The following is a 20,335-nucleotide window of genomic DNA, read 5'->3' on the forward strand; positions in this document are numbered from 1 at the left end:
AATCAATTGCTTATTCTTGGCATGCGAGTTGCTTAGTCGTGGCAGCTTTTGCGGAATACTAACCGATCAACCAAACGGTGACATCATGGAACAGATGAAAATCCTGCTCGTGGACGATGAAGAGCGACTGCTCAGCACCACGAAAAAGCTCTTCGAGAAGCTCGGCATCGAGACGCGCACGGCCACTTCCGGAGCCGACGCCCTCGAGGTGCTGACGACCTATGAAGCGCATGTCATCTTTCTCGACATCAAGATGCCCGGAATGGACGGCATGGAGACGCTGCAGCACATCAAGAAGGACTACCCCCTCAGCGAGGTCATCATCCTCACCGGCCATGCCACCATGGAGACGGCGGTGGAGGGCCTCAAGCTCGGCGCCCTGGACTATCTGATCAAACCCGTCAGCATGAAGGACTTTCTCGGCAAGGCGGAGGAAGCCTTTGAAAAGGTTACGCTTCAAAAAAAGAAAATACACTCTGCCCGGATGGCTGAGTCCACCGGTCAGGGTGAACTGCGCTAGCTAACTTCAAGGAGGTTGTAATGGTTAAAATCAAGGTCCTCATGGTCGACGATGAGGAGCGCTTCCGCACCACCACTGCGAAGATATTGGCCCGCAAAGGATTCGACACGATCCTGGCGGCCAGTGGGGAAGAGGCGTTGGAAAAGCTGGCTGAAAAGCCGGACGTCGTCATTCTGGATGTCAAAATGGGCGGCCTGGACGGCCACGAGACACTCAAACTCATCAAGGACAAGCTGCCGGAGCTCCCGGTGATCATGCTCACCGGCCACGGCGACATGCCCGGAGCCAAAAAGGCGCTCGACACCGGGGCCTTCGACTACCTGGCCAAACCCTGCGACGTGGACCTCCTGAGCACCAAGGTGCAGGACGCCTTCGAGTACGCCACCAAGGCGCCGTACGTCGAGAAACTGGCCAAGGGGATCATGATCCCCCTGGACGAGTATACCCAAATCCCCCTGAACAGCACCGTACGCGACGCCATCAAGGCCCTTGAGGAGTCCATGCGCCATCTCCTGGCCACGGACCGGCTCATGGACACCGGCCATCGCTCGGTGGTGGTCATCAACCCGGACAACACCGTGGCCGGACTGCTCAGCCCCCTCGACCTGATCGACGCCATCAGGCCCGGCTACCTGTCCGCGCCCAAGCCGTCCATGGCGGACAGCCTGCAATACTCGACCATGTTCTGGCAGGGCCTGTTCTCCTCGCGGGTGAAGGAAATCATGGGCAATCCCGTCCGCGACATCATGTCCGACACCATCCCGGTCATCGACGCCGACGCCAACCTCATGGACGTGGCCAACACGATGATCACGCTTCCGGCCCGGCGCATGCTCGTCCGGGAGGGAGGAAAGGACATCGGCATCGTCCGCGAACAGGAACTCTTCTACGAAATCGCGAAGATTATTTCGTCCAGCTAACCCGAAGCCTGATTGCGAGGTTACAACATGGCTCAAGCAAAGAAGAAAGCGACCGGTTACGATAAGTTCGTCAACTGGAAGCTGCTCATAATTCCGGTGGTACTTTTCGTTGCAATCCTCCTCCTTCCGACCCCCCAGGGGATGAAGACGGTGGGCATGCAGTATTCGGTCGGCCCCAAGGTCGTGACAAACTACCTGTGTCAACAACTCTTTCAAAAGAACAGCTCCGACTGCGACCAGTGGCAGGTCCTGACCGCGCGCATGATGGAACAGAACATGCGCATGGGCGCCCTGTCCAAGGAGCGCTTGATGAAGCGCAACGAGAAGTGGGCCAAGAAGTACAAGATCCCCGTGGATTCGGCCAACTTCAAGCGCGCTCTGACGTATGTGGGCGAGAACATCCCCGCCGACCAATACATGACCATCATGAAGGGCGCCTTTGACAAGCGCATGAAGGGACTGGACTACCAGGAACTGTCCAAGAAGGACCAGAAGAGCGCCAACAAGGGGGCCTGGAGCATCAAGGTGGCTATCGCCATGGTCGTGTTCGTGGTCTTCTGCTTCATGACCGAGTGCATGCCGCTGCCCGGCGTGGCCTTCTGCATCGGCTTGATCCTGGTCTTCACCGGCGTGGTCTCGCGCAGCGAGGTGGCCGGGCTGTACTGGGATGACGCGGTCTGGTTCATCATGGGCTCGCTCATGTTCGCCGCCGCCTTCGTCAAGACCGGGGTGGACAAGCGCATGTGCCTGCTCATGTTCAAGAAGCTCGCCGAGCCCAACGTCCGTTGGATCACGCTCATCTTCTTCATCGTCATCTCTCCGCTGGCCGCGTTCATCTCGGACCACGCGCTGGCCGCCATGTTCCTGCCCATCGGCATGCTGCTCTACCAGAACAGCCTGACCGATGAGATCCCCGAGGACAAGGAACTGGCCAAGATGCTGATGATCGCCATCGCCATGGCCTGCAACATCGGCGGCCCCGGCGCCCCGTCCGGCGGCGCGCGCAACGTCATCATGATGACCTACCTTACCGACATGTTCGGCATGGACATCGGGTACGCGCAGTGGATCATGTACTGCTTCCCGTTCGTGATCATCATGATCCCGATCACCTGGTTCGCCACCAACCTGCTCTTCAAGCCCCGGATCACCTCCCTGGCCCCGGCCATGCGCCACCTGGAAGGCGAGATCAGCAAGATGGGCAAGTGGAACAAGAACCAGATCTGGGCCATGGTCATCTTCGCCGTCATGGTCTTCGGATGGTTCACCGAGAAGGAATTCTACAACATGGGCATCTACCCCATCCGTCTCGGCATCGGCGTCATCGCGGTCGCCGGCGCGGTAGCCTACCTGCTGGCCGGGGTGGTCAACTGGCGCGACTATCAGGAGAAGGTCGACTGGGGCGTTGTCTGGCTGTACGCGGGCGCGATCATCTTCGGCCGCACCCTGGACAAGACCGGCGCCGCCTACTGGCTGGCCCAGTCGGTCATCGACCTACTGGCCCCGCTGGGCATGGACCACGGCATCCCGCTGATGCTGACCTCCAACGGCCTGACCGCCGTGCTGACCAACCTGATGGCCGACGGCCCGGCAGCCGCCGCGGTCGGTCCCATCACCCTGAACATGGCCAGCATCGTGCACCCCGGCACCACCTTCCTGCCGTTCATGGCCATGGCCACCGCAGTGGCGTCTTCCTTCGCCTACTGCCTGATCATCGGGACCCCGCCCAACGCCATCGTCTACGCTTCCGGCTACCTGGAGCCCAAGGACTATCTGCGCGTGGGCGTCCCAATGTGGTTCATCGCCAACATCATGATCGTTGTCCTTACAGCGGTCTACTGGACGGGTCTCGGGTTCGGAAGCCTGCCATCGTTCTGACGACCCTGACCTGACGTAAACAACCCGGCGGCCCGGACCGAAAACGGGCCGCCGGTTAAAAAGGAGGAATCCGAAATGTTTGGTAAACCCAGCGAAAAAGAAGGCTTTGTCCACGAAAAGGGCGTGACCTATTTCAGCAAGCGGACCGAACAGCGCATCCTGTTCGTGATGACCTTGGGCATGCTGCTCTGGGGCATCTTGGAATCGACGAACATATTCTAACCCGAGGAGGGGGCCATGGAAGCGACAAGCGAAATAAGCACCAGGATGGGGATCCGGGAATATTTCGAGACGTTGATGGACATCATGCGCACGCCCGTGCGCCACTTCGAACGGGTCTCGGCCGAGACCGGCTCCAGGCGGGCACTGATATTTCTGATGATTTCCGCTCTGTTCTACTGTTCGGTGAGCATGACGTACTTCTTCGAGAACTCCCTGGCCATGGGGGTGGTCATGATGTTGAACGCCCTCCTCATGCCCGCCTTCGGAGCGGTCATCACCTTCATTCTGATCAGCATGACCGGCCGGGACAGGACCCCGTTCGGACGGGTCTTCAACATATACGCCTACGCCAGCGGCGCGGTCATGGTCGTCTCCTGGATTCCGGGCCTGGCCATCGTCATGGAGCCGGTGCGCGCCGTGCTCATCGGCGTGGGCCTGCACAAGACGGCCGGGGTGGGCAAACTCAAGGCGGCCGTGCTCATCGTTCTGACCGCCGTGGTCCTGCTCCTCTTCTTCTGGACCGCCGCGCCCATGGTCGTCGAGTTGAAGCAATTGTTCCAATAGGAGTGTCCCCCGCGCAACGGGCAACGCGCGCAAGCATTCCTTACCCTCCCCATCCGGCCGGGGGCATGCCCCCGCCCCCGGCTCCGGACGGAGGCCTCAAACGGGAGGACCGCCATGAAGAAGATACGCCTGCTCCTGGTCGACGACGAACCCGACTTCCTGACCGCCTACGCGCGCCGCTTCAAACGGCGGAACGTGGAGATCACCGAGGCCTCCAGCGGCCAACAGGCCATCGACCACGTCCGCGAGTCGGAGTTCGACGTGGTCATCCTCGACGTCATGATGCCGAGGATGAACGGGCTCGAGACCCTGCGGCGGATCAAGGCCATCGCCCCGGACTTGCCGGTCATCATTCTGACCGGCCACGCCGACTCCAGCGTGCTCATCGAGGGCATGGACATGGGCGCCTTCGACTTCCTGCTCAAGCCCGTGGGCACCGACGAGCTCTATTTCAAGGTGCTGGACGCCGTCCGCACCCGCCATCGCGGCCAACCGTAGCCCCGGAGGTTCGCCATGAAGACCGCGCTCAAGACCCTGTTCCACTTCATCCACGGCAATCCCGAGGGAAAGCGGGAGGCGACTGAAAACTTCATCAACAAGTCCGAGGACTTCCGGCTCCTTCTCTCGGCCAACGGCAAGGCCCTGGAACTCATGGCCGAGATGACGGACGCGGCCCGCTCCGGCCAGTCGTCCGGGATCACCCGGATACGGGCCTACAGCGTCATGGTGGCCTCCAGCGTACGCCAGATGATCGAACGGCTGTGCCGCATGGCTCCCGGCAAATACGAAACCCTGCGCGACGGATTCAACGAAATCGTCCGGGACATGGACCAGGCCTTTGCCGGGCCGTCCAGAGGTCCGCTCGGACCGTCGGTCATTCGCATGCGCGACCTGCGCGCCATCGACCTGCCCGAGGCCGGGTCCAAGGTGGCCATGCTCGGCGAAATCCGGGCCGAACTCGGGGTGGTGGTGCCGCGCGGCTTCGCCATCACGGCCTCGGCCTTCCACCTGTTCATGGAGGCCACCGGCCTGGACGACGAGATCAACCGGCTCATCCAGATCCACGACGGGACCACCCTGGAGGAACTGAACGACCTGGCGCTGAGCATCCGCCAAGCCATCAACCTAGCCCCCATGCCGCGCGAGCTGGAGGAGGCCGTGCAAGAGCAGTGCGCCCGGCTGGGCGACATCCGCTTCGCGGTGCGTTCAAGCGCGCTCGGCGAGGATGCCGAGCAGACCGGATTCGCCGGACAGTTCATCTCCAAGCTCGGGGTCAAGCCCGCCCAGGTGACCGACGCCTACCGCGCGGTCATTTCGAGCATGTACTCGGCCACGGCCATCACCTACGTGCGCAACCGGGGGTTGCGCGAGGACGAGATGGTCATGGCCGCCGGGTGCATGGAAATGATCGACGCCGTGGCGGGCGGGGTGGTCTACACCCGGCCCCCGGTGGGCGGCGGCTCGGACGCGGTCATCATCAACGCGGTGCCCGGCCTGCCCTGCGCCGTGGTGGACGGCAGCTCCATGGCCGACTCCTACAGCGTGGACCGGGCGACCGGCAAGGTCACAAGGCGGGACATCGCCGAAAAGGAAATCCGTTTCGTCCTGACCTCCGGCGGCAAGGTCCGCAAGGAAAAGCTCTTCGGCGGCAAGGAACTGGCCCCGTCCATCTCGGACCGCGACGTCGAACGGCTGGCCGCCCTGGCCCTGCGCATCGAGGAACACTTCGGGCATCCCCAGGACATCGAGTGGGCCAAGGACCGCGAGGGATTGATCGTCATCCTGCAATGCCGTCCCCTGACCGTCTGCGAGGAGGCGCCCGTCCCCCGGAACGAGTCCTGGCCTCAGGACGAAGAGAGCCGGGGTCTGGCCATCCTGTCCGGATGCATCCCGGCCAGTCCGGGCGCGGCCGCGGGCTACGTGGTCAAGGTCGAGACCGAGGAGGACATGTTCCGCTTCCCGGACGGCGCGGTCCTGCTGGCCCGCAACGCCCGCCCGCAACTTTCCGCTCTGCTGCCCCGGGCCGCGGCCCTGGTGGTTGAATTCGGCAGTTCCGTGGGCCATCTGGCGAACGTGGCCAGGGAATACGCCATCCCGGCGCTCATCGGTGCGCCCGGGGCGGTGGAGCGGCTCTCCGGCGTGGGCGTGATCACGGTCAACGGGACCAACGGGACCATCTATCTGGGCCGCCGCAAGAAGATGATCCAGCGCGAGGCCCGCCCGGCGGCCAGGGTGCGCACCACGGACGTGGGGCTCGCCCTGGAACGGGTCCTGAAGTTCATCACCCCGCTCAACCTGACCGATCCGGAGTCCCCGGACTTCCGGCCCGAGGGCTGCCGGTCCATGCACGACATCACCCGCTTCTGCCATGAGAAGGCGGTGGCTGAGATGTTCGCCCAGGACAACCGCCCGGTGTCGGGCGCGTTCCGGCTCGCCGGAGAACGGGCCATGCAGTACTGGCTGGTGGACATCGGCGGCGGCACCACGGTCGAGGAGAACGGCTCCGCAAATTCCAGCCAGAGCATCGGCATCGAGTCCGTCCGGTCCAACCCCATGCGCGCCCTGTGGTACGGCATGATGGCCGTGCCCTGGGAGGGCCCGCCGGTCCCGCGCCTGGACAGCTTCATGTCCGTCATGACCAGCGCGGCCCAGAATCCGGCCCTGGAGGCCGGGGCACGCAACGACATGGGCGAGCGCAACTACTTCATCGTGGGCAGCCGGTACTGCAACCTGCAATCCCGGTTCGGCTTCCACTTCTGCACCATCGAGGGGTTCGCGGGCGATGACCCCAACGTGAACTACGCCCTGTTCCAGTTCAAGGGGGGCGGGGCGAGCCTGGACCGCCGCCACCTGCGCTCGCGCCTGGTGGCCGAGACCCTGGAAAAGCGAGGCTTCATCGCCGAGATCCGCGAGGACGCCCTGTTCGCAAGGCTGGAGGGCGTCAGCCGCCAGGCAGTGGAGCAGGCCATGGCCGTGCTCGGCTACCTGCTCATGCACACCCGGCAGATCGACATGTCCATGGCCGATCCGGGCATGGTCGTCCACTACCGCGACCTGTTCGAGGCGGACATCGAGGAGCTGCTGGAAGGCTTGCCCGATGAGCTCCGGGAAGCGGGGTGCGCGCCGTGACCTCCACACCGTACTCCCGGCTCAAGTGGTACCTGGTGCTGATCACCCTGGGGCTCTCCCTGGTCCCGCTCTTCGCGCTCGGCTACGTCATCCACAGCGAATTCCGCCAGACCTACGAGGAGAAACTGGCCGACAACCTGCGGCTCATGGTCGCCAACCGGCGGGACGCCATCTCCATGTTCCTGAACGAGCGGGTGGTCCAGCTCCAGATGCTGGCCGACATCCACTCCTTCGACGAGATGTCCCACCAGGCCTACCTGAACAAGGTCTTCGACGCGGTCCACGGCACGTCCAGTTCGTTCTTCGACATCGGGGTCATCGGCCAGAACGGCGGCCACGAGGCCTACTGCGGGCCCTTTGACCTCATGGACGTGAACTACCGCGACGAGCCGTGGTTCCACCAGGTCATGCTCAAGGGGCTGTACATCAGCGACGTGTTCATGGGCTTCCGCAACTTTCCGCACTTCATCATCGCGGTGAAGCGGCAGGAGGCGGGCAGGACCTGGATACTGCGGGCGACCATCGACTCCGAGGTGTTCACTTCGCTGGTGCGCAACGTGCGCACCGGAAAGCAGGGCGACGCATACATCGTCAACGACAAGGACGTACTCCAGACCCCGTCGCGGTTCGGCGGCAAGGCCCTGACCAGGGTCGCCCTGCCCGTGCAGCTGCAGGGCGAGGGCGTGGAGATCCAGTCCTGGCGGCAGGACGGCGTCCCGGTCATCGCCGGGATCACTCCCCTGCCCAACACCAACTGGCGGCTGGTCATCATGGAGAACCCCGAGGAGGGACTCTCCCCGCTGGTGCGCACCCGCTCGCTCATCTACGCCCTGCTCGGGGCCTGCGCCCTGATGATCTTCCTCGGGGCCTACCTGACCGTGTCCTCGGCGGTGGCCCGGCTCCGGGCGTCCGACCGCCAACGAGCGGCCATGGACGCGGCGGTCATGCAGTCGAGCAAGATGGCCTCCCTGGGCAAGCTGGCCGCCGGAGTGGCCCACGAGGTCAACAACCCGCTGTCCATCATCCGGGAAAGTGCGGGCTGGATACGCGACATCATCAACGACGGCGAGCTGGGTGACGGCCCGGCTGTGGACGAACTCCAGGAGGCCGTCTCGGACATCGACCGCCACGTGGAGCGGGCGCGCACCGTGACCCACCGCATGCTCGGCTTCGCCCGGCGCATGGAGCCGCTCCAGGAGGACGTGGACGTGAACATGCTGGCCAACCAGACCGCCTCTTTCCTGGAGAACGAGACCCGGCACCGCAACATCGAGCTCAAGACCGACCTGGATCCGGAGCTGCCGCTGATCACCACCGACGCCAACCAGTTGCAGCAGGTCCTCCTGAACCTGCTGGAAAACGCCATCGACGCCATTGAACGCGACGGCGAGATCACGGTGGTCACCAGGGCCGCCGGGGACGGTGTCGTCCTGAGCATCGCCGACAGCGGGGAGGGCATCTCCAGGGAGAACCTGGCCAAGGTCTTCGATCCCTTCTTCACCACCAAGCCCACCGGCGAAGGGACCGGCCTGGGGCTCTCCATCGTCTACAGCACCCTGAGCAAGCTGGGCGGGACCATCAAAGTCAACAGCGAGCCGGGGCAGGGCTCGACCTTCACCATCCGCCTGCCCTTCACCGGTCCGCAATTTCCGGGCGGCAAGGAGGAACCATGATCCAGATCCGCGTACTTGTGGTCGACGACGAACCCGATTTCCTGAAGCTTATTCAACGCAGGCTGACCAAGCGCAACGTGCACGTGGACACCGTGACCAACGGCGAGGCGGCCCTGGCCTTCCTCCGCGAGCACCCCGTGGACGTGGTCATCCTCGACGTGCGCATGCCGGGGCTGTCCGGCATCGACACCCTCAAGGAGATCCGCAGGCGGTTCCGCGATACCGAGGTCATCATGCTGACCGGCCACGGCTCCCTGCAGTCGGGCATCGAGGGCATCAGCCTCGGGGCCTACGACTACATCCTCAAGCCGTTCTCCATCGACAACCTGCTCGGGCGCATCCGTGCGGCCTTTGAGCATGCCAGGCTGCGCATCGAGAGGCGGAAATAACCATGAGCCTGACATACGCGAGACGGGTGGTCATGCTCGGCCGCTCCGCCTATCCGGTATCCTGCCTGGCCGTGGGCGCGGCCGCATGGTTCCACGGGCGCACCGGCGACAGCATGGCCCTGGCCGCGGTCCTGGCCGTGGCCGGCGGCATGTGGCTGCTGCTCTGGGCCTCGGCCCGCTGGCTGGACCAGGCCGCGGCCGAGCGGACCGAGATGGGCGACCAGCTCATCCAGTCCCAGCGCGTCCTGGCCCTGGGCGAACTGTCAACGGGCATCGCCCACGAGATCAACAACCCCCTGAACATCATCCTTCAGGAGGCCGAGCTCATGCGCTACAACCTGGCCGCCACGCCCACGCCCGATACCCTGCCCGAAGTCCTGGAGGAGGTCCGCACGAGCCTGAACGTCATCTACGCCCAGGTCTCCCGCTGCTCGGACATCACCCACAAGCTCCTGGACCTGGCCCGCAACCGCAAGCCCGTGTCCCAGCCGGCGGACATCAACCAGTTGGTGGAGGACATGCTCGAACTGGTGGAGCGTGAATCCGGCCCCCGGCAGATACACATCCACCGGCGGCCCGACCCGGAGCTGCCCACCGTGATCTCGGACCCGCCGCTGCTGCGCCAGGTCTTCCTGAACCTGCTGATCAACGCGGTCCAGGCCGTGGACCGGGACGGCGACATCTTCATCACCACCTATCGCGACGCGGGCATGGCCTGCACTGAGATACGGGACACCGGACCGGGCATCACCCAGGAGAACCGGGAGCGCATCTTCAACCCGTTTTTCACCACCAAGGCCCCCGGCCAGGGCACGGGGCTCGGCCTGTCGGTCAGCCTGCGGATCATCAACGAACTGGGCGGGGACATCCATGTGGAGTCCACCCCGGGCAAGGGAGCGTCCTTCACCGTGCGCATTCCCCTCAAACGATAAGAGGTGTATCATGAGCGTCAAGGCGAGAATCCTCGTGGTCGACGACGAAGACCGGTTCCGTCAGTCCCTGTGCCGCCTGCTGCGCGCGGAGGGCTTTACTGTGGACTCGGCCGAGAGCGGGCTCGACGCCCTGAACAAGCTGGCCACGAACGAGTTCGACGTGGTCCTGCTGGACATGAAGATGCCCGGCCTGTCGGGCTCGGAAACCTTCAACGAAATACAGTTGCAGGGCTTCGACGTGGAGACCGTCTGCCTGACCGGGCACACTTCCATCAGCGATGCCATGAAACTGCTGCACAACGGGGTCTTCGACTACCTGCTCAAGCCTGCGTCCATGCCGGAAATTCTCGAGACCGTGCAGCGGGCCATGGAGCGCAAGCTCTTGCGGCATGGTGAAATCGGCGTATCGGAACTGATAGACGGATCGGGAACGCGCTAGGCCGCGTACGGCCGGAAGAACCGACCGGAGGGCACTCATGGACGATTTCGCATACGAGAACCTCGGCATCTGCTACTGGAACGGGACGCTCGGCCCCTTCAACGTGGGTGTGGTGGGCACCGGCTCCATGCTCCGGGTCCTGCTCGACATCATCTACAACGAGGCCTTCCGCGAATTTCTGCCCGAGATGTGTCTGTCGGCCATCAGCGACACCAACCCCAACGAACCCCTGCCCGAGGACTGCGAGACCTGCCCCATCTACCCCACCTACCGGGAGATGCTCGACGCCCACCCGGAGATCAATCTGGTGGTGGAAATCACAGGCGACGGGGGCATCGCGGCCCGGCTGCGACAGGATCTGCCCGCCGGCATCGCGCTGATCGACCACCGGGAACTGGTCTTCCTGTGCGGACTGCACGACATGGCCGTGGTCAAGGGCCACTACATGACCAGCCTGGACCACCAGCGCTCCCTGATCCAATCCATCATCGACGAGATCCGCGAGGACATTTTCCTCCTGGACAAGAGCGGGAACATCCAGGACCTGAACCGCACGGTCTGGCAACGGGCGGGCATACCGCGCAAGGAGCTGCTGGGCAGGCCGTGCTTCGAGGCCGCCCGGCTCCGCGACGGCTCGACCTTCTGCAGCCAGCTCGACCCGGTCTGTCCCTTCCACAAGACGCTCCTCTCCGGCCGCAAGGAAGAGGCCATGGTCACCCGCGTCAACGGCAGCGGCCTGCTCCAGTACTACCGGCTCTATGCCTACCCCATTTTCGACATGCGCGGGCAGATGTCCCACATCATGGTCATGCACCGGGACATCACCGAGCGGACCCAGCGCGAAAAGTATCAGCAACAGCAGGACAAGTTCGCCATCATCGGCGAGATATCCACCTACCTGGCCCATGAGATCCGCAACCCGCTCTATGCGGTGGGCGGGTTCGCCAATGCCCTGTTGCGCTCCCCCAAGCTGGACGAGCAGGAGCGCGAAAAGGTCCAGATCATTGTAGAGGAGACCCGCCGCCTGGACAAGCTGCTGACCAACATGCTCAATTTCGTGCGTCCCACCCCCGGCCCCGGCTCGGCCGTGGACCTGGTGGCCGTGTGCCGAGACGTGGCCGAACTCATGGACGTAGGCTACGGCCGCCAGGGGTACGACATCGTCATCCGGGCCGCGGATAACCTGCCCTCGGTGCAGGGCGACGCCGATTCGCTGAAGCAGTGCCTGGTGAACATCATCAAGAACTCCATCGAGGCCATGCCCGGCGGCGGCGAGGTCGTCATCGCCCTGGCCATGGACGGCGGCGACGTGGCCGTGCGCATCTCGGACACGGGCACGGGCATGAGCGAGACCGAACTGGACCGCGCCTTCAACCCCTTCTACTCCACCAAGGCGGACGGCAACGGACTGGGCCTGCCCTTGATCAAGAAGATCATCGAGGAGGCCGGTGGCAGCGTGACCCTGGCCAGCCGCCCCGGCCAGGGGACCACCGTGACCCTGCACCTGCAACCGGCCATGGATGTGGAACGCCAGGACCGGGAAGGAACGGACGGAATTTAGACCCCTCCCCTCACCACCCCGAGCAGTGAGCCCCCGCGTCGCAAGGCGCGGGGGTTCCGGTATGCGGAGGGCGGTTTCCCCGTCTTCCGGGGGGCCGGGGCCCCAAAAACCTAAGGCCCCGCGCATCGCTGCGCGGGGCCTGCCCTGCGGGGCTTGCGGATGCCCCTGACGGGAAGAGGAGTGCCCGGACTACTCCGGGGACTTGGGAGAAGGTGTGGTGTGTTGGGGGGAGGGGAAAGCGGGGCCGATGTGCTCCGGACCGCCCTGGGCCAGCTCGCGCCGAACCTCTTCGAGGTCGATGATGCGCGGAGCCACCAGGGTGAAACCCGAGGCGTCGCACCAGTCGTGGCTGGTGGCGAACTCGTTGCCGTAGCGGATTTCGTCCAGGATGTAGTAGCCCTCTTCGCCCATGATACGGTCCCACTGGTGGACCATGAACTCGAACTGGGAGGGGTCGTACTCGGAGACATCGCTCCACTTCCAGGAAAACTTGCAAATTTCATTGTCGAAACCGAGCACACAGAGGTACTTGGCCCGGCTGTCGAGGTACATGCGGCGGCGTATCTTCAGCGGATTGGAGATGATGCGGTCGTAGTCGAACTCCACCGGGTGGCCGTCCACCATGACCTGGATGTTGCACATGTCGTCGATGCGCATGCCCCAGGTGGCGGTCTTGCCCTTGCGCCACCATTCCAGGGCTCTCATGGAATAGACCTCGGATCCGTACTTCTCGATGGTGCGGGCCGTCTTCTCGGAAACCGGATGCAGTGCAAGGTCGCATGAATGACCGTGTGCGCTAAATACTATTTCCATTATCCTCACTCCTTGTTGGGTGGTCGCGTTTCTTGCCTCTCAACTTTGCATAGGGCATGCCGCCTGAGCCCTGATCAAAATATTTTTTTCACTTGATTGATTTAATTGACTAATTATTGTTGCAAGATTCGACAAATCCCCCATTTTGCCAGATCTTGGTCGCGCTGGCGCGATATTGCAAGGCCGTTGCCGCGGGTCTTGCGCGTTCGGGGCGGGATTTTGCGGGATGGATCGGAGGCGGCCTCAGCCCGCGAACAGGGGGGCGAGCATGCCGCCGGCCAGCCAGGCGAAGGCGGCCATGGCGAACCAGAAGAGGAAGCGGTCGCCCAGGGCGGGCGAACCGTGGTCCATGCCGCCGTGTTCGTGGGACATCCCCGCATGGTCGGAACCGTGGTCCATGTGCCCGGCCATGGCGGCACGGTCGGCCCTCCGCTTCCACAGCCAGAACGCCGCGGACATGACGGCGAAGGCCGCGTCAAGGAACATGGTGTAGTCCACGGCGAAGAATTCGCGGTCGGCCATGATCTTTCCCGACGCGCTCTTGGGCAGCATGTCGAAGGCGGCGAAGCCGTAGTGCAGGACCACGGACGTGGCCACCAGGGCCAGGAGCAGGACGCCGACAAGGTAGAGGGCCATCTTCCAGCCGTAGTAGCCCGCCTGGATGCGCACCACCGGGAAGACCACCAGATCGCTGAACAGGAAGGCCATGACCCCGGCGAAGCTGACTCCGTTGGTGAAGAGCACGGCGGCCAGGGGCACGTTGCCCATGGAACCGATAAAAGTGAAGAAGGCGGCTATGGGCCCGATGACGGCCTGGGCCAGGACCTGCCAGAAGGCCGGATGGGCCGCTCCGGAGTCGATGAACAGGGTCTGGAAAAAGCCGCGCGGCACGAAGGTCGCGATGATGCCCGCCACGGTGAAGCCGATGGCCACGTCCTTCCAGACCATGTCCCACTCCATGCCGTAACGCCGGGCCACCCGGAGCCATCCCTCGGGCGAACGGATCATGGCCCGCCAGTCCGGATTCTCGTCCCCGTCGTCATCCCCGGCCCTGACGCGGGCGTGCTCCCTGGCCTTCTCCTCCAACCCGTCCGGCAGGGTCAGGACGACCACGATCCACATGAAGGCGATGAGCAGGATGCCGCCGAGGTATTCGCCGACCACGAACTGCCAGGAGAGAAACAGGGCGATGATGATCCCCAACTCCACCACCAGGTTGGTGGAGGAGAGCATGAAGGCCAGGGCAGGCACCAGTCCGGCCCCCTTGGCAAACAGCGAACGGGTGGTGGACAGGGCCGCAAAGCTGCACGAACTGGACAGGAAGCCGAAAAAGGTGCTGAACGCGACGCTCCCGGCCGTGGCCGTGCCCATGCCCCGCTTCATGCGGCTGCGGGTGACGAAGACCTGGATCATGCTGCTGACCAGATAGCCCAGCCCGAAGGCCCAGAAGGCCGTCCAGAACAGGCCGAGCGAGGTTATTGCCGCTTCGTTCCATAGAGTTAAAAACGTCTTCATGCCTCTCCTTGTCTCGATAATTGCGGATCATACAACGTATAATCATAGCACACGAACACGCCCGTCGCAAACCGGGGCTTGAAGAAATGCATCCGCGCATCGGTGCGGCGGGGCGGGCGTGAGACGGAAAGTTCGCTTGTAAGGAAGCGGAAGCGTTGCTAGCCTATGGGCATGAACAGTAAAGAACTCAAGGGATTCGCAGTGGACGCGGGCGCGACCGTGGCCCGCATCGCCGACCTCGACCGGCTCCGGGGCATCGAGACCATGCCGCCCGATCTCCTGGACGGATTCCGCTACGCAGTGTCCCTGGCCGTGGCCCTGAGCGGGTCGATCATGGAGACCATCACGGACCGGCCCACGCCGATCTACGCCTCGCACTATTTACGGGTGAACGCTCTGCTGGACGAGACGGCGCTCAAGGTCACCCGGTACATCGAGGAGCGCGGGGCCAGGGCCATGCCCCTGCCCGCCAGCCAGACCCTCGACGAGGAGCGCAACGTCTCCTACCTGTCGCACAAGGCCGTGGCCGTGGCCGCCGGGATCGGCTGGCAGGGCAAGAGTCTGCTCACGGTCAGCCCGGACTACGGCCCGCGCATCCGGCTGGTCACCGTGCTGACCGATGCGGACCTGGTTTCGGACGAGCCCCTCAAAAACCGTTGCGGCGGGTGCACCAAATGCACGGACGCCTGCCCGGCCGGGGCCATCAAGAACGTGAACACCGACTCGCACTACGCCTCCAGGGACGAGGCCCTGCACTTCGAGCGCTGCGTCCGCCACGTGCGCGAGGTCTGCGCCAGGATGGAGAACATCGGCGCGTCCATCTGCGGCGTGTGCATCAAGGTCTGCCCCTGGGGCGCAAAGAAGCGCGAGGCGGCCTGACGGCGGTTATGCCGGCCGGGAAAAGCCGCCCGATCAGTGACTGCCGCCCAGCAGGGCGACGCAGAGCTGGTCGACGCAGGAAGTGTCCTTCTTCCCGCAGGTGATGCCCTTGAGTTTGTCCACCACGTCCTCGACCTTCATGCCTTCCACCAGGGCGGCGATGGCCTTGAGGTTGCCGTCGCACCCGCCGGTGAAGTCAAGGCGCGTCAGCCGGCCATTCTCGACCTTGTAGCGGATCATCTTGGAACAGACGTTCTCGGGTTTGAAGATTTCGAGGTCCTCGTCGGCCGGAGCGGCCAGGTCGAGAGGGGCAAGGGGAGTGAGTTCGGAGAGATTGGATTTCATGTCTTGGACGATGTGGGGTTGAGGTTGGCGAAACGGCCCGTAAAAATCGCGGGCAATGAAAAAACCGCTTCCCGCCCGTGGCGGTCCGCGGTCCCGGCCGGTGCAACAGGGGACCAGCGCGCTTCCGTGTTCGCGTGGAGAACGGCAATATACCCCCCGGTGGCATCTTCCGCAAGGACAAACCGACACCCCCGCCCGCCGGAATCCATCCCGGCTCGATTGTGTGGCACATAATTGTCAACCTGAATATCATTTCGATAACACGTCCCATTCCGATTCAACGCCAACCAGAAACATTGCCATATCAACAAGTTGAAACCGCACCTCAGCCAGGCGCGCGCTCGCCCGTTCTCAAAATGATACAACCGGAGCCCCCGGATGGGGGAGTCGTGGGCAGGTCCGGCAAGGATTGCGGCATGAACGTGGCTCCCCTCCGACACAGCCCATGAACCCTGCCTGAAAACCGGCCGCGAGCCAGTCAGGCCAATGGTTGCCGTTTTTTGCAATAACGGGAAAAGCAGAGGACAACACCCATACAAAAGCTACTTGTTTTTACATTTTTAACAATTCAATCCATATTCGCCGCCGAGGTGGTACGCATATTGCTCAAGTCATTCCATCAACAACGTGCGCCTGCCAATCGCAGCAGTACCACACCAAGGAGGACATATGCGCAGAAGGGAGTTCCTGAAATATTCGGCCATGGGCGCCGTGGGCACCATGCTCGGCACCGTTCCGGGCTTGTCCTGGGCCGCGGACAGGGCCGTGCACTGGCTTACCTGGGAGAACCTGGCCTACGACAAGTACGTGGCCGACTTCGTCAAATCCACCGGTATTTCCATCGACAAGGGGTTCATCGGCTCCGATGACGAGCAGTTCGCCAAGATCCGGGCGGGCGGCGGGGCCGACTGGGACCTGATTACCCCGGGCCTGGACAAGGTCGAGCTTTACGTGGCCGCCGACCTGCTCCAGCCGCTCGACCTTTCCAAGATTCCCAACGCGGCCAAACGCTACGCCCCGTTCATGAACACCCCGCTGGGCAAGAAGGACGGCAAGACCTACGGCATCCCGTTCTACTGGGGCATCAACCCCATCGTCTACCGCGCCGACCTGATGGACAAGGAACCCGACTGGTCCACCCTGTTCGAGGGTGAGAAGTACAAGGGCCGCCTGGCCATGCGCGACTACGCCCTGGAGGCCATCGCCATCGCCGCCATGTACGTCGGCATCCCGCGCGAGCGCATCTTCAAGATGGACGACAAGGAACTGGCCGAGTGCAAGAAGGCCTGCATCGCCCAGAAGAAGCTGCTGCGCACCTACTGGAACTCCATCGCCGACCTGACCAACCTGTTCGCCACCGGCGAGGTGGTCTGCGCCTTCTCCTGGGTCCCGCCCTACTACGACCTGCGCGCCAAGGGCATCGACATGGGCATGGCCAAGCCCAAGGAAGGGGTCATCGGCTGGTGCGACACCTGCGCCATCCCCAAGGACGCCTCTCCGGAAGGGGCCGCCGCCGCACACGAACTGATCAATTACGTGCTCGGCCCGGACTACGGCTACAAGCTCGCCCTGGACGGCCCGTACGCCATCTCCACCTCCACGGCCCGCGCCAAGCTGACCCCGGAGGAGCAGGACCGCATCTTCATCAAGGACCTCAGCGTCATGGACAGCTTCGTCTGGAAGGAAAACCCGGCCGACTACGGCAAGTGGGTGCGCATCTGGAACGAAGTGAAGGCCAGCTAGTCCATGAACCGCCATTGCACAACGACCCCGGCCTCCAGCGTCCTGCTGGAGGCCCGGGGCCTGACCAAGGACTACGGGTCGTTCCGCGCCGTGCACGGGGTGGACTTCGACATTCCGGACGACTGCTTCGTGACCATTCTGGGCCCGTCCGGCTGCGGCAAGACCACCATCCTGCGCATGATCGGCGGGTTCGAGTCCGTGACCGACGGCTCGCTCACCCTCCAGGGCACCCCGCTCATGGGCGTCATGCCCTACGAGCGCCCCATCAACACGGTCTTCCAGAACTATGCCCTGTTCCCGCACCTGCGCGTGGCCGACAACGTGGCCTTCGGCCTGAACCTGCGCAAGCTGCCCAAGATCGAGGTCAAACGCCGCGTGGACAAGGCGCTCGAAACCGTCAAGATGGAGTCCATGGCCGCGCGCTACCCGTCCCAGCTCTCGGGCGGGCAGCAGCAGCGCGTGGCCCTGGCCCGCGCCTTCGTCAACGAGCCCAAGCTGCTCCTGCTCGACGAACCGCTCGGTGCGCTGGACCTCAAGATGCGCCGCCACATGCAGGTGGAGCTCAAGGACCTCCAGCAGCGGCTGGCCATGAGTTTCCTTTACGTCACCCACGATCAGGAGGAGGCCTTTGCCCTGTCCGACATCATCATCGTCATGAACGGCGGACGCATCGAACAGGCGGCCTGTCCCGAAGAAATTTACCATGCCCCGGTCAATGCCTACGTGGCCGACTTCATCGGCGGCGCGAACCTCGTCCCCGGCACGGTCGTCTCGGTCGACAAAGCGTCCGGCAAGGCGGCCATCGAGACCCCGCTCGGAACCATCGAGGCCCCGAGCAGCCCCAAGGTCGCCGTGAATGAACCCGCCTGCCTGTGCGTCCGGGCCGAGGACACCCAACCCGTGGGCGCGCCCGAGGCGCAATCCATGACCTTCAGAGCCACGGTCACCCACGTGGTCTTCCAGGGCAGCGTCAAGATGGTCGAGGTGGAGGTGGCCGGGCAGCGCATCGTGGCCCGGTTGTCCCACGACGTTCCGGCCGAGCCCGGCGATTCCCTGGACCTGGCCGTGCCGGGCCACCGGCTGCGCGTGGTCCACGGCGCCCCCCCCGAGGGAGGCGGCGCGCTATGAGCTCAAAGCGCATCGACCGCGTCCGGCAACTGACCCTGCTGGCCCTGACCGGGCCCAACGTCCTGTTCCTGGCCGTCTTCTGCGTGGCCCCCCTGGCCGTGCTGTTCAGCTACAGTTTTTTCCAGGTGGACTTCGTGGCCATCCTGCGCGAGCCCACCCTGGCCAACTACGCCCGGGTCCTCGAAAGCGCGACCTACCGCGGCCTGGTGATCAAGGCGCTGATGTACGGCATCGGCATCGCGGCCATCTGCTCGGTCATCGCCTACCCGCTGGCCTTCTTCATCGCGAAAAGGGTCAAGGTCTACAAGGCTCCGCTGCTCACCCTGCTGCTCATCCCGCTGTACACCGGCGACCTGATCCGCATCTTCGCCTGGCGGGTGGTCCTCGGGGCCGAGGGCGTGCTCAACTCCCTGCTCATGTGGCTGGGGATCATCAAGGAGCCCATCTGGGTGCTCCTCTTCTCGCCCTTTTCCACGGTGGTGGTCCTGACCTACAACTACCTGCCGTTCATGGTCCTGCCCTTGTGGGCGGCCATCGAGGCCATGGACGATTCCTATCTCGAAGCCGCCATGGACCTGGGCTGCCGCCACGCGGCCACCTTCTTCAAGGTGGTCCTGCCCCTGACCGGGGCCGGCCTCATCGCCGGATTCATGATGGTCTTCGTCCTGGTGGTCGGCGACTACTTGACCCCGCAGCTCATCGGCGGCTCCTCGGGCGTGACCGTGACCAGCGCCATCCACGACATGTTCGGCGCGGCCTTCGACTGGCCCACGGGCTCGGCGCTGGCCTGGGTCCTCCTGACCGCCATGGCCGCGTTCATCACCGCCGCCGTGTATCTCTTCTACAAGTCCCCCTGGGGACGCGGCATCAGGGGGGCGAAATAATGCGCCTCTCCGGATGGGCCGCCCTGCGCGGCTACACCTTCGTGGTCTACGGCTTCGTCTACCTGCCGATCATGCTCATGGGCCTGTTCTCCCTGAACGCCTCGGACATGATCGCCTTCCCCCTGACCGGGTTCACCTTCGACTGGTACACCCAGATCCTGCACGACGGCCGCATCTTCAAGGGGCTGCTGACCACCATGGCCGTGGCCTTCCCGGTGACCATCATCACCACCGTGCTCGGCTCCATGGCCGCCCTGGTCCTGACGCGCCACAAGTTCAAGGGCAAGACCGCCTTCCTGGCCCTGCTCGTGCTGCCCTTCTTCGTGCCCAAGCTCATCTTCGCCATCGCCCAGGTGACCTTTCTCAACGACGTGGGCATTCCCAAGGGCCTCTACACCGTGTGGATCTCCCAATCCATGATCATCCTGCCGTTCGTCACCGTGATCATCGCCTCGGTCCTGTTCCGCGTGGACAAGCGGCTGGAGGAGGCCGCCGGAGACCTCGGGGCCACGCCCTGGCAGACCTTCCGACGGGTGACCCTGCCGCTGATGAAAAACGGCATCCTGGCCGGATCGTTCATCTCGTTCGTCCTGTCCAACGCCGAGTATACGGTCTCCTACTTCACCAGCGGCCGGGCCCAGCCCCTGTCCGTGCTGGTGGCCTCGGACTTCCGGTTCCACCTCTCCCCGAGCCTGAACGCCCTGGCCATGCTCATCGTCCTGTTCAACATCCTGGTCATCGTGATCAGCGAATGGTTCCGGCGGCGCTCCGTACAGGCCTGACCGAAACACGAGGCAACAT

At 63.9% G+C, this 20,335-nt stretch carries 20 protein-coding genes; 17 read left to right on the plus strand and 3 right to left on the minus strand.

What is annotated here, in order from left to right:
• Window positions 1-85: 85 nt before the first annotated feature.
• The 12 genes from V8V93_RS17035 (at window position 86) to V8V93_RS17090 (ending at window position 12,227) form a co-directional block, all read left to right on the plus strand.
• Entirely contained in the window at window positions 86-520 is a 435-nt protein-coding gene (locus tag V8V93_RS17035; RefSeq protein WP_338667824.1) for a response regulator, read from the plus strand.
• 20 nt (window positions 521-540) lie between these two features.
• Window positions 541-1,440 (plus strand): response regulator, encoded by a 900-nt coding sequence (locus tag V8V93_RS17040; protein WP_338667826.1) that lies wholly within the window; start codon window positions 541-543, stop codon window positions 1,438-1,440.
• Between the two features lie 27 nt (window positions 1,441-1,467).
• Window positions 1,468-3,318, plus strand: a complete 1,851-nt coding sequence (locus V8V93_RS17045) for an SLC13 family permease (RefSeq protein WP_338667827.1) — start codon at window positions 1,468-1,470, stop codon at window positions 3,316-3,318.
• 75 nt (window positions 3,319-3,393) lie between these two features.
• Window positions 3,394-3,540 carry a hypothetical protein gene (locus tag V8V93_RS17050; RefSeq protein WP_338667828.1) on the plus strand — a complete coding sequence of 49 codons (147 nt, stop codon included), beginning with the start codon at window positions 3,394-3,396 and terminating at the stop codon, window positions 3,538-3,540.
• Window positions 3,541-3,555: 15 nt separating this feature from the next.
• Window positions 3,556-4,104 (plus strand): Yip1 family protein, encoded by a 549-nt coding sequence (locus V8V93_RS17055; protein WP_338667829.1) that lies wholly within the window; start codon window positions 3,556-3,558, stop codon window positions 4,102-4,104.
• 114 nt (window positions 4,105-4,218) lie between these two features.
• The gene (locus tag V8V93_RS17060; protein ID WP_338667830.1) at window positions 4,219-4,602 is read left to right on the plus strand and encodes a response regulator; all 384 of its coding nucleotides are present in this window, start codon (window positions 4,219-4,221) and stop codon (window positions 4,600-4,602) included.
• Between the two features lie 15 nt (window positions 4,603-4,617).
• Window positions 4,618-7,233, plus strand: coding sequence for a PEP/pyruvate-binding domain-containing protein (locus tag V8V93_RS17065; protein WP_338667831.1), 2,616 nt, complete (start codon window positions 4,618-4,620; stop codon window positions 7,231-7,233).
• On the plus strand, window positions 7,230-8,906 hold the full coding sequence (locus V8V93_RS17070; protein ID WP_338667832.1) for a sensor histidine kinase: 1,677 nt from the start codon (window positions 7,230-7,232) through the stop codon (window positions 8,904-8,906). Before V8V93_RS17065 ends, V8V93_RS17070 begins: the two co-directional genes overlap by 4 nt.
• A complete protein-coding gene (locus tag V8V93_RS17075; RefSeq protein WP_338667833.1) occupies window positions 8,903-9,295 on the plus strand; it encodes a sigma-54-dependent transcriptional regulator in 393 nt (130 codons plus the stop codon). The genes V8V93_RS17070 and V8V93_RS17075 overlap by 4 nt, the downstream gene beginning before the upstream one ends.
• 2 nt (window positions 9,296-9,297) lie before the next feature.
• Window positions 9,298-10,227, plus strand: a complete 930-nt coding sequence (locus V8V93_RS17080; protein ID WP_338667834.1) for a sensor histidine kinase — start codon at window positions 9,298-9,300, stop codon at window positions 10,225-10,227.
• 10 nt (window positions 10,228-10,237) lie between these two features.
• Window positions 10,238-10,666, plus strand: a complete 429-nt coding sequence (locus V8V93_RS17085; RefSeq protein ID WP_338667835.1) for a response regulator — start codon at window positions 10,238-10,240, stop codon at window positions 10,664-10,666.
• A 37-nt stretch (window positions 10,667-10,703) separates the two neighbouring features.
• Complete coding sequence (locus V8V93_RS17090; protein ID WP_338667836.1) at window positions 10,704-12,227, plus strand: ATP-binding protein; 1,524 nt, start codon at window positions 10,704-10,706, stop codon at window positions 12,225-12,227.
• Between the two features lie 189 nt (window positions 12,228-12,416).
• Here V8V93_RS17090 and V8V93_RS17095 read toward each other — a convergent pair whose 3' ends face one another.
• Window positions 12,417-13,040: a hypothetical protein gene (locus V8V93_RS17095; protein WP_338667837.1), complete on the minus strand. Its 624-nt coding sequence runs from the start codon at window positions 13,038-13,040 to the stop codon at window positions 12,417-12,419.
• 243 nt (window positions 13,041-13,283) lie between these two features.
• On the minus strand, window positions 13,284-14,555 hold the full coding sequence (locus tag V8V93_RS17100; RefSeq protein ID WP_338667839.1) for a permease: 1,272 nt from the start codon (window positions 14,553-14,555) through the stop codon (window positions 13,284-13,286).
• A 171-nt stretch (window positions 14,556-14,726) separates the two neighbouring features.
• On the opposite strand from V8V93_RS17100, the gene V8V93_RS17105 reads away from it, so the two are divergent.
• Window positions 14,727-15,434 (plus strand): 4Fe-4S double cluster binding domain-containing protein, encoded by a 708-nt coding sequence (locus V8V93_RS17105; RefSeq protein WP_338667840.1) that lies wholly within the window; start codon window positions 14,727-14,729, stop codon window positions 15,432-15,434.
• 33 nt (window positions 15,435-15,467) lie between these two features.
• Here the strand turns inward: V8V93_RS17105 and V8V93_RS17110 are convergent, their stop codons facing one another.
• On the minus strand, window positions 15,468-15,779 hold the full coding sequence (locus V8V93_RS17110) for a TIGR03905 family TSCPD domain-containing protein (protein WP_338667841.1): 312 nt from the start codon (window positions 15,777-15,779) through the stop codon (window positions 15,468-15,470).
• Window positions 15,780-16,448: 669 nt separating this feature from the next.
• On the opposite strand from V8V93_RS17110, the gene V8V93_RS17115 reads away from it, so the two are divergent.
• From V8V93_RS17115 to V8V93_RS17130, 4 genes are read left to right on the plus strand one after another with little or no spacing between them, the layout of a single operon-like run.
• Window positions 16,449-17,522 (plus strand): ABC transporter substrate-binding protein, encoded by a 1,074-nt coding sequence (locus V8V93_RS17115; protein ID WP_338667842.1) that lies wholly within the window; start codon window positions 16,449-16,451, stop codon window positions 17,520-17,522.
• 3 nt (window positions 17,523-17,525) lie between these two features.
• Window positions 17,526-18,650, plus strand: a complete 1,125-nt coding sequence (locus V8V93_RS17120; RefSeq protein WP_338667843.1) for an ABC transporter ATP-binding protein — start codon at window positions 17,526-17,528, stop codon at window positions 18,648-18,650.
• The gene (locus V8V93_RS17125) at window positions 18,647-19,534 is read left to right on the plus strand and encodes an ABC transporter permease (protein WP_338667844.1); all 888 of its coding nucleotides are present in this window, start codon (window positions 18,647-18,649) and stop codon (window positions 19,532-19,534) included. Before V8V93_RS17120 ends, V8V93_RS17125 begins: the two co-directional genes overlap by 4 nt.
• A complete protein-coding gene (locus V8V93_RS17130; RefSeq protein ID WP_338667845.1) occupies window positions 19,534-20,316 on the plus strand; it encodes an ABC transporter permease in 783 nt (260 codons plus the stop codon). The genes V8V93_RS17125 and V8V93_RS17130 overlap by 1 nt, the downstream gene beginning before the upstream one ends.
• The last annotated feature ends 19 nt before the right edge of the window (window positions 20,317-20,335 follow it).

It is taken from the genome of Pseudodesulfovibrio sp. 5S69, assembly GCF_037094465.1.
GTDB lineage: Bacteria > Desulfobacterota > Desulfovibrionia > Desulfovibrionales > Desulfovibrionaceae > Pseudodesulfovibrio > Pseudodesulfovibrio methanolicus.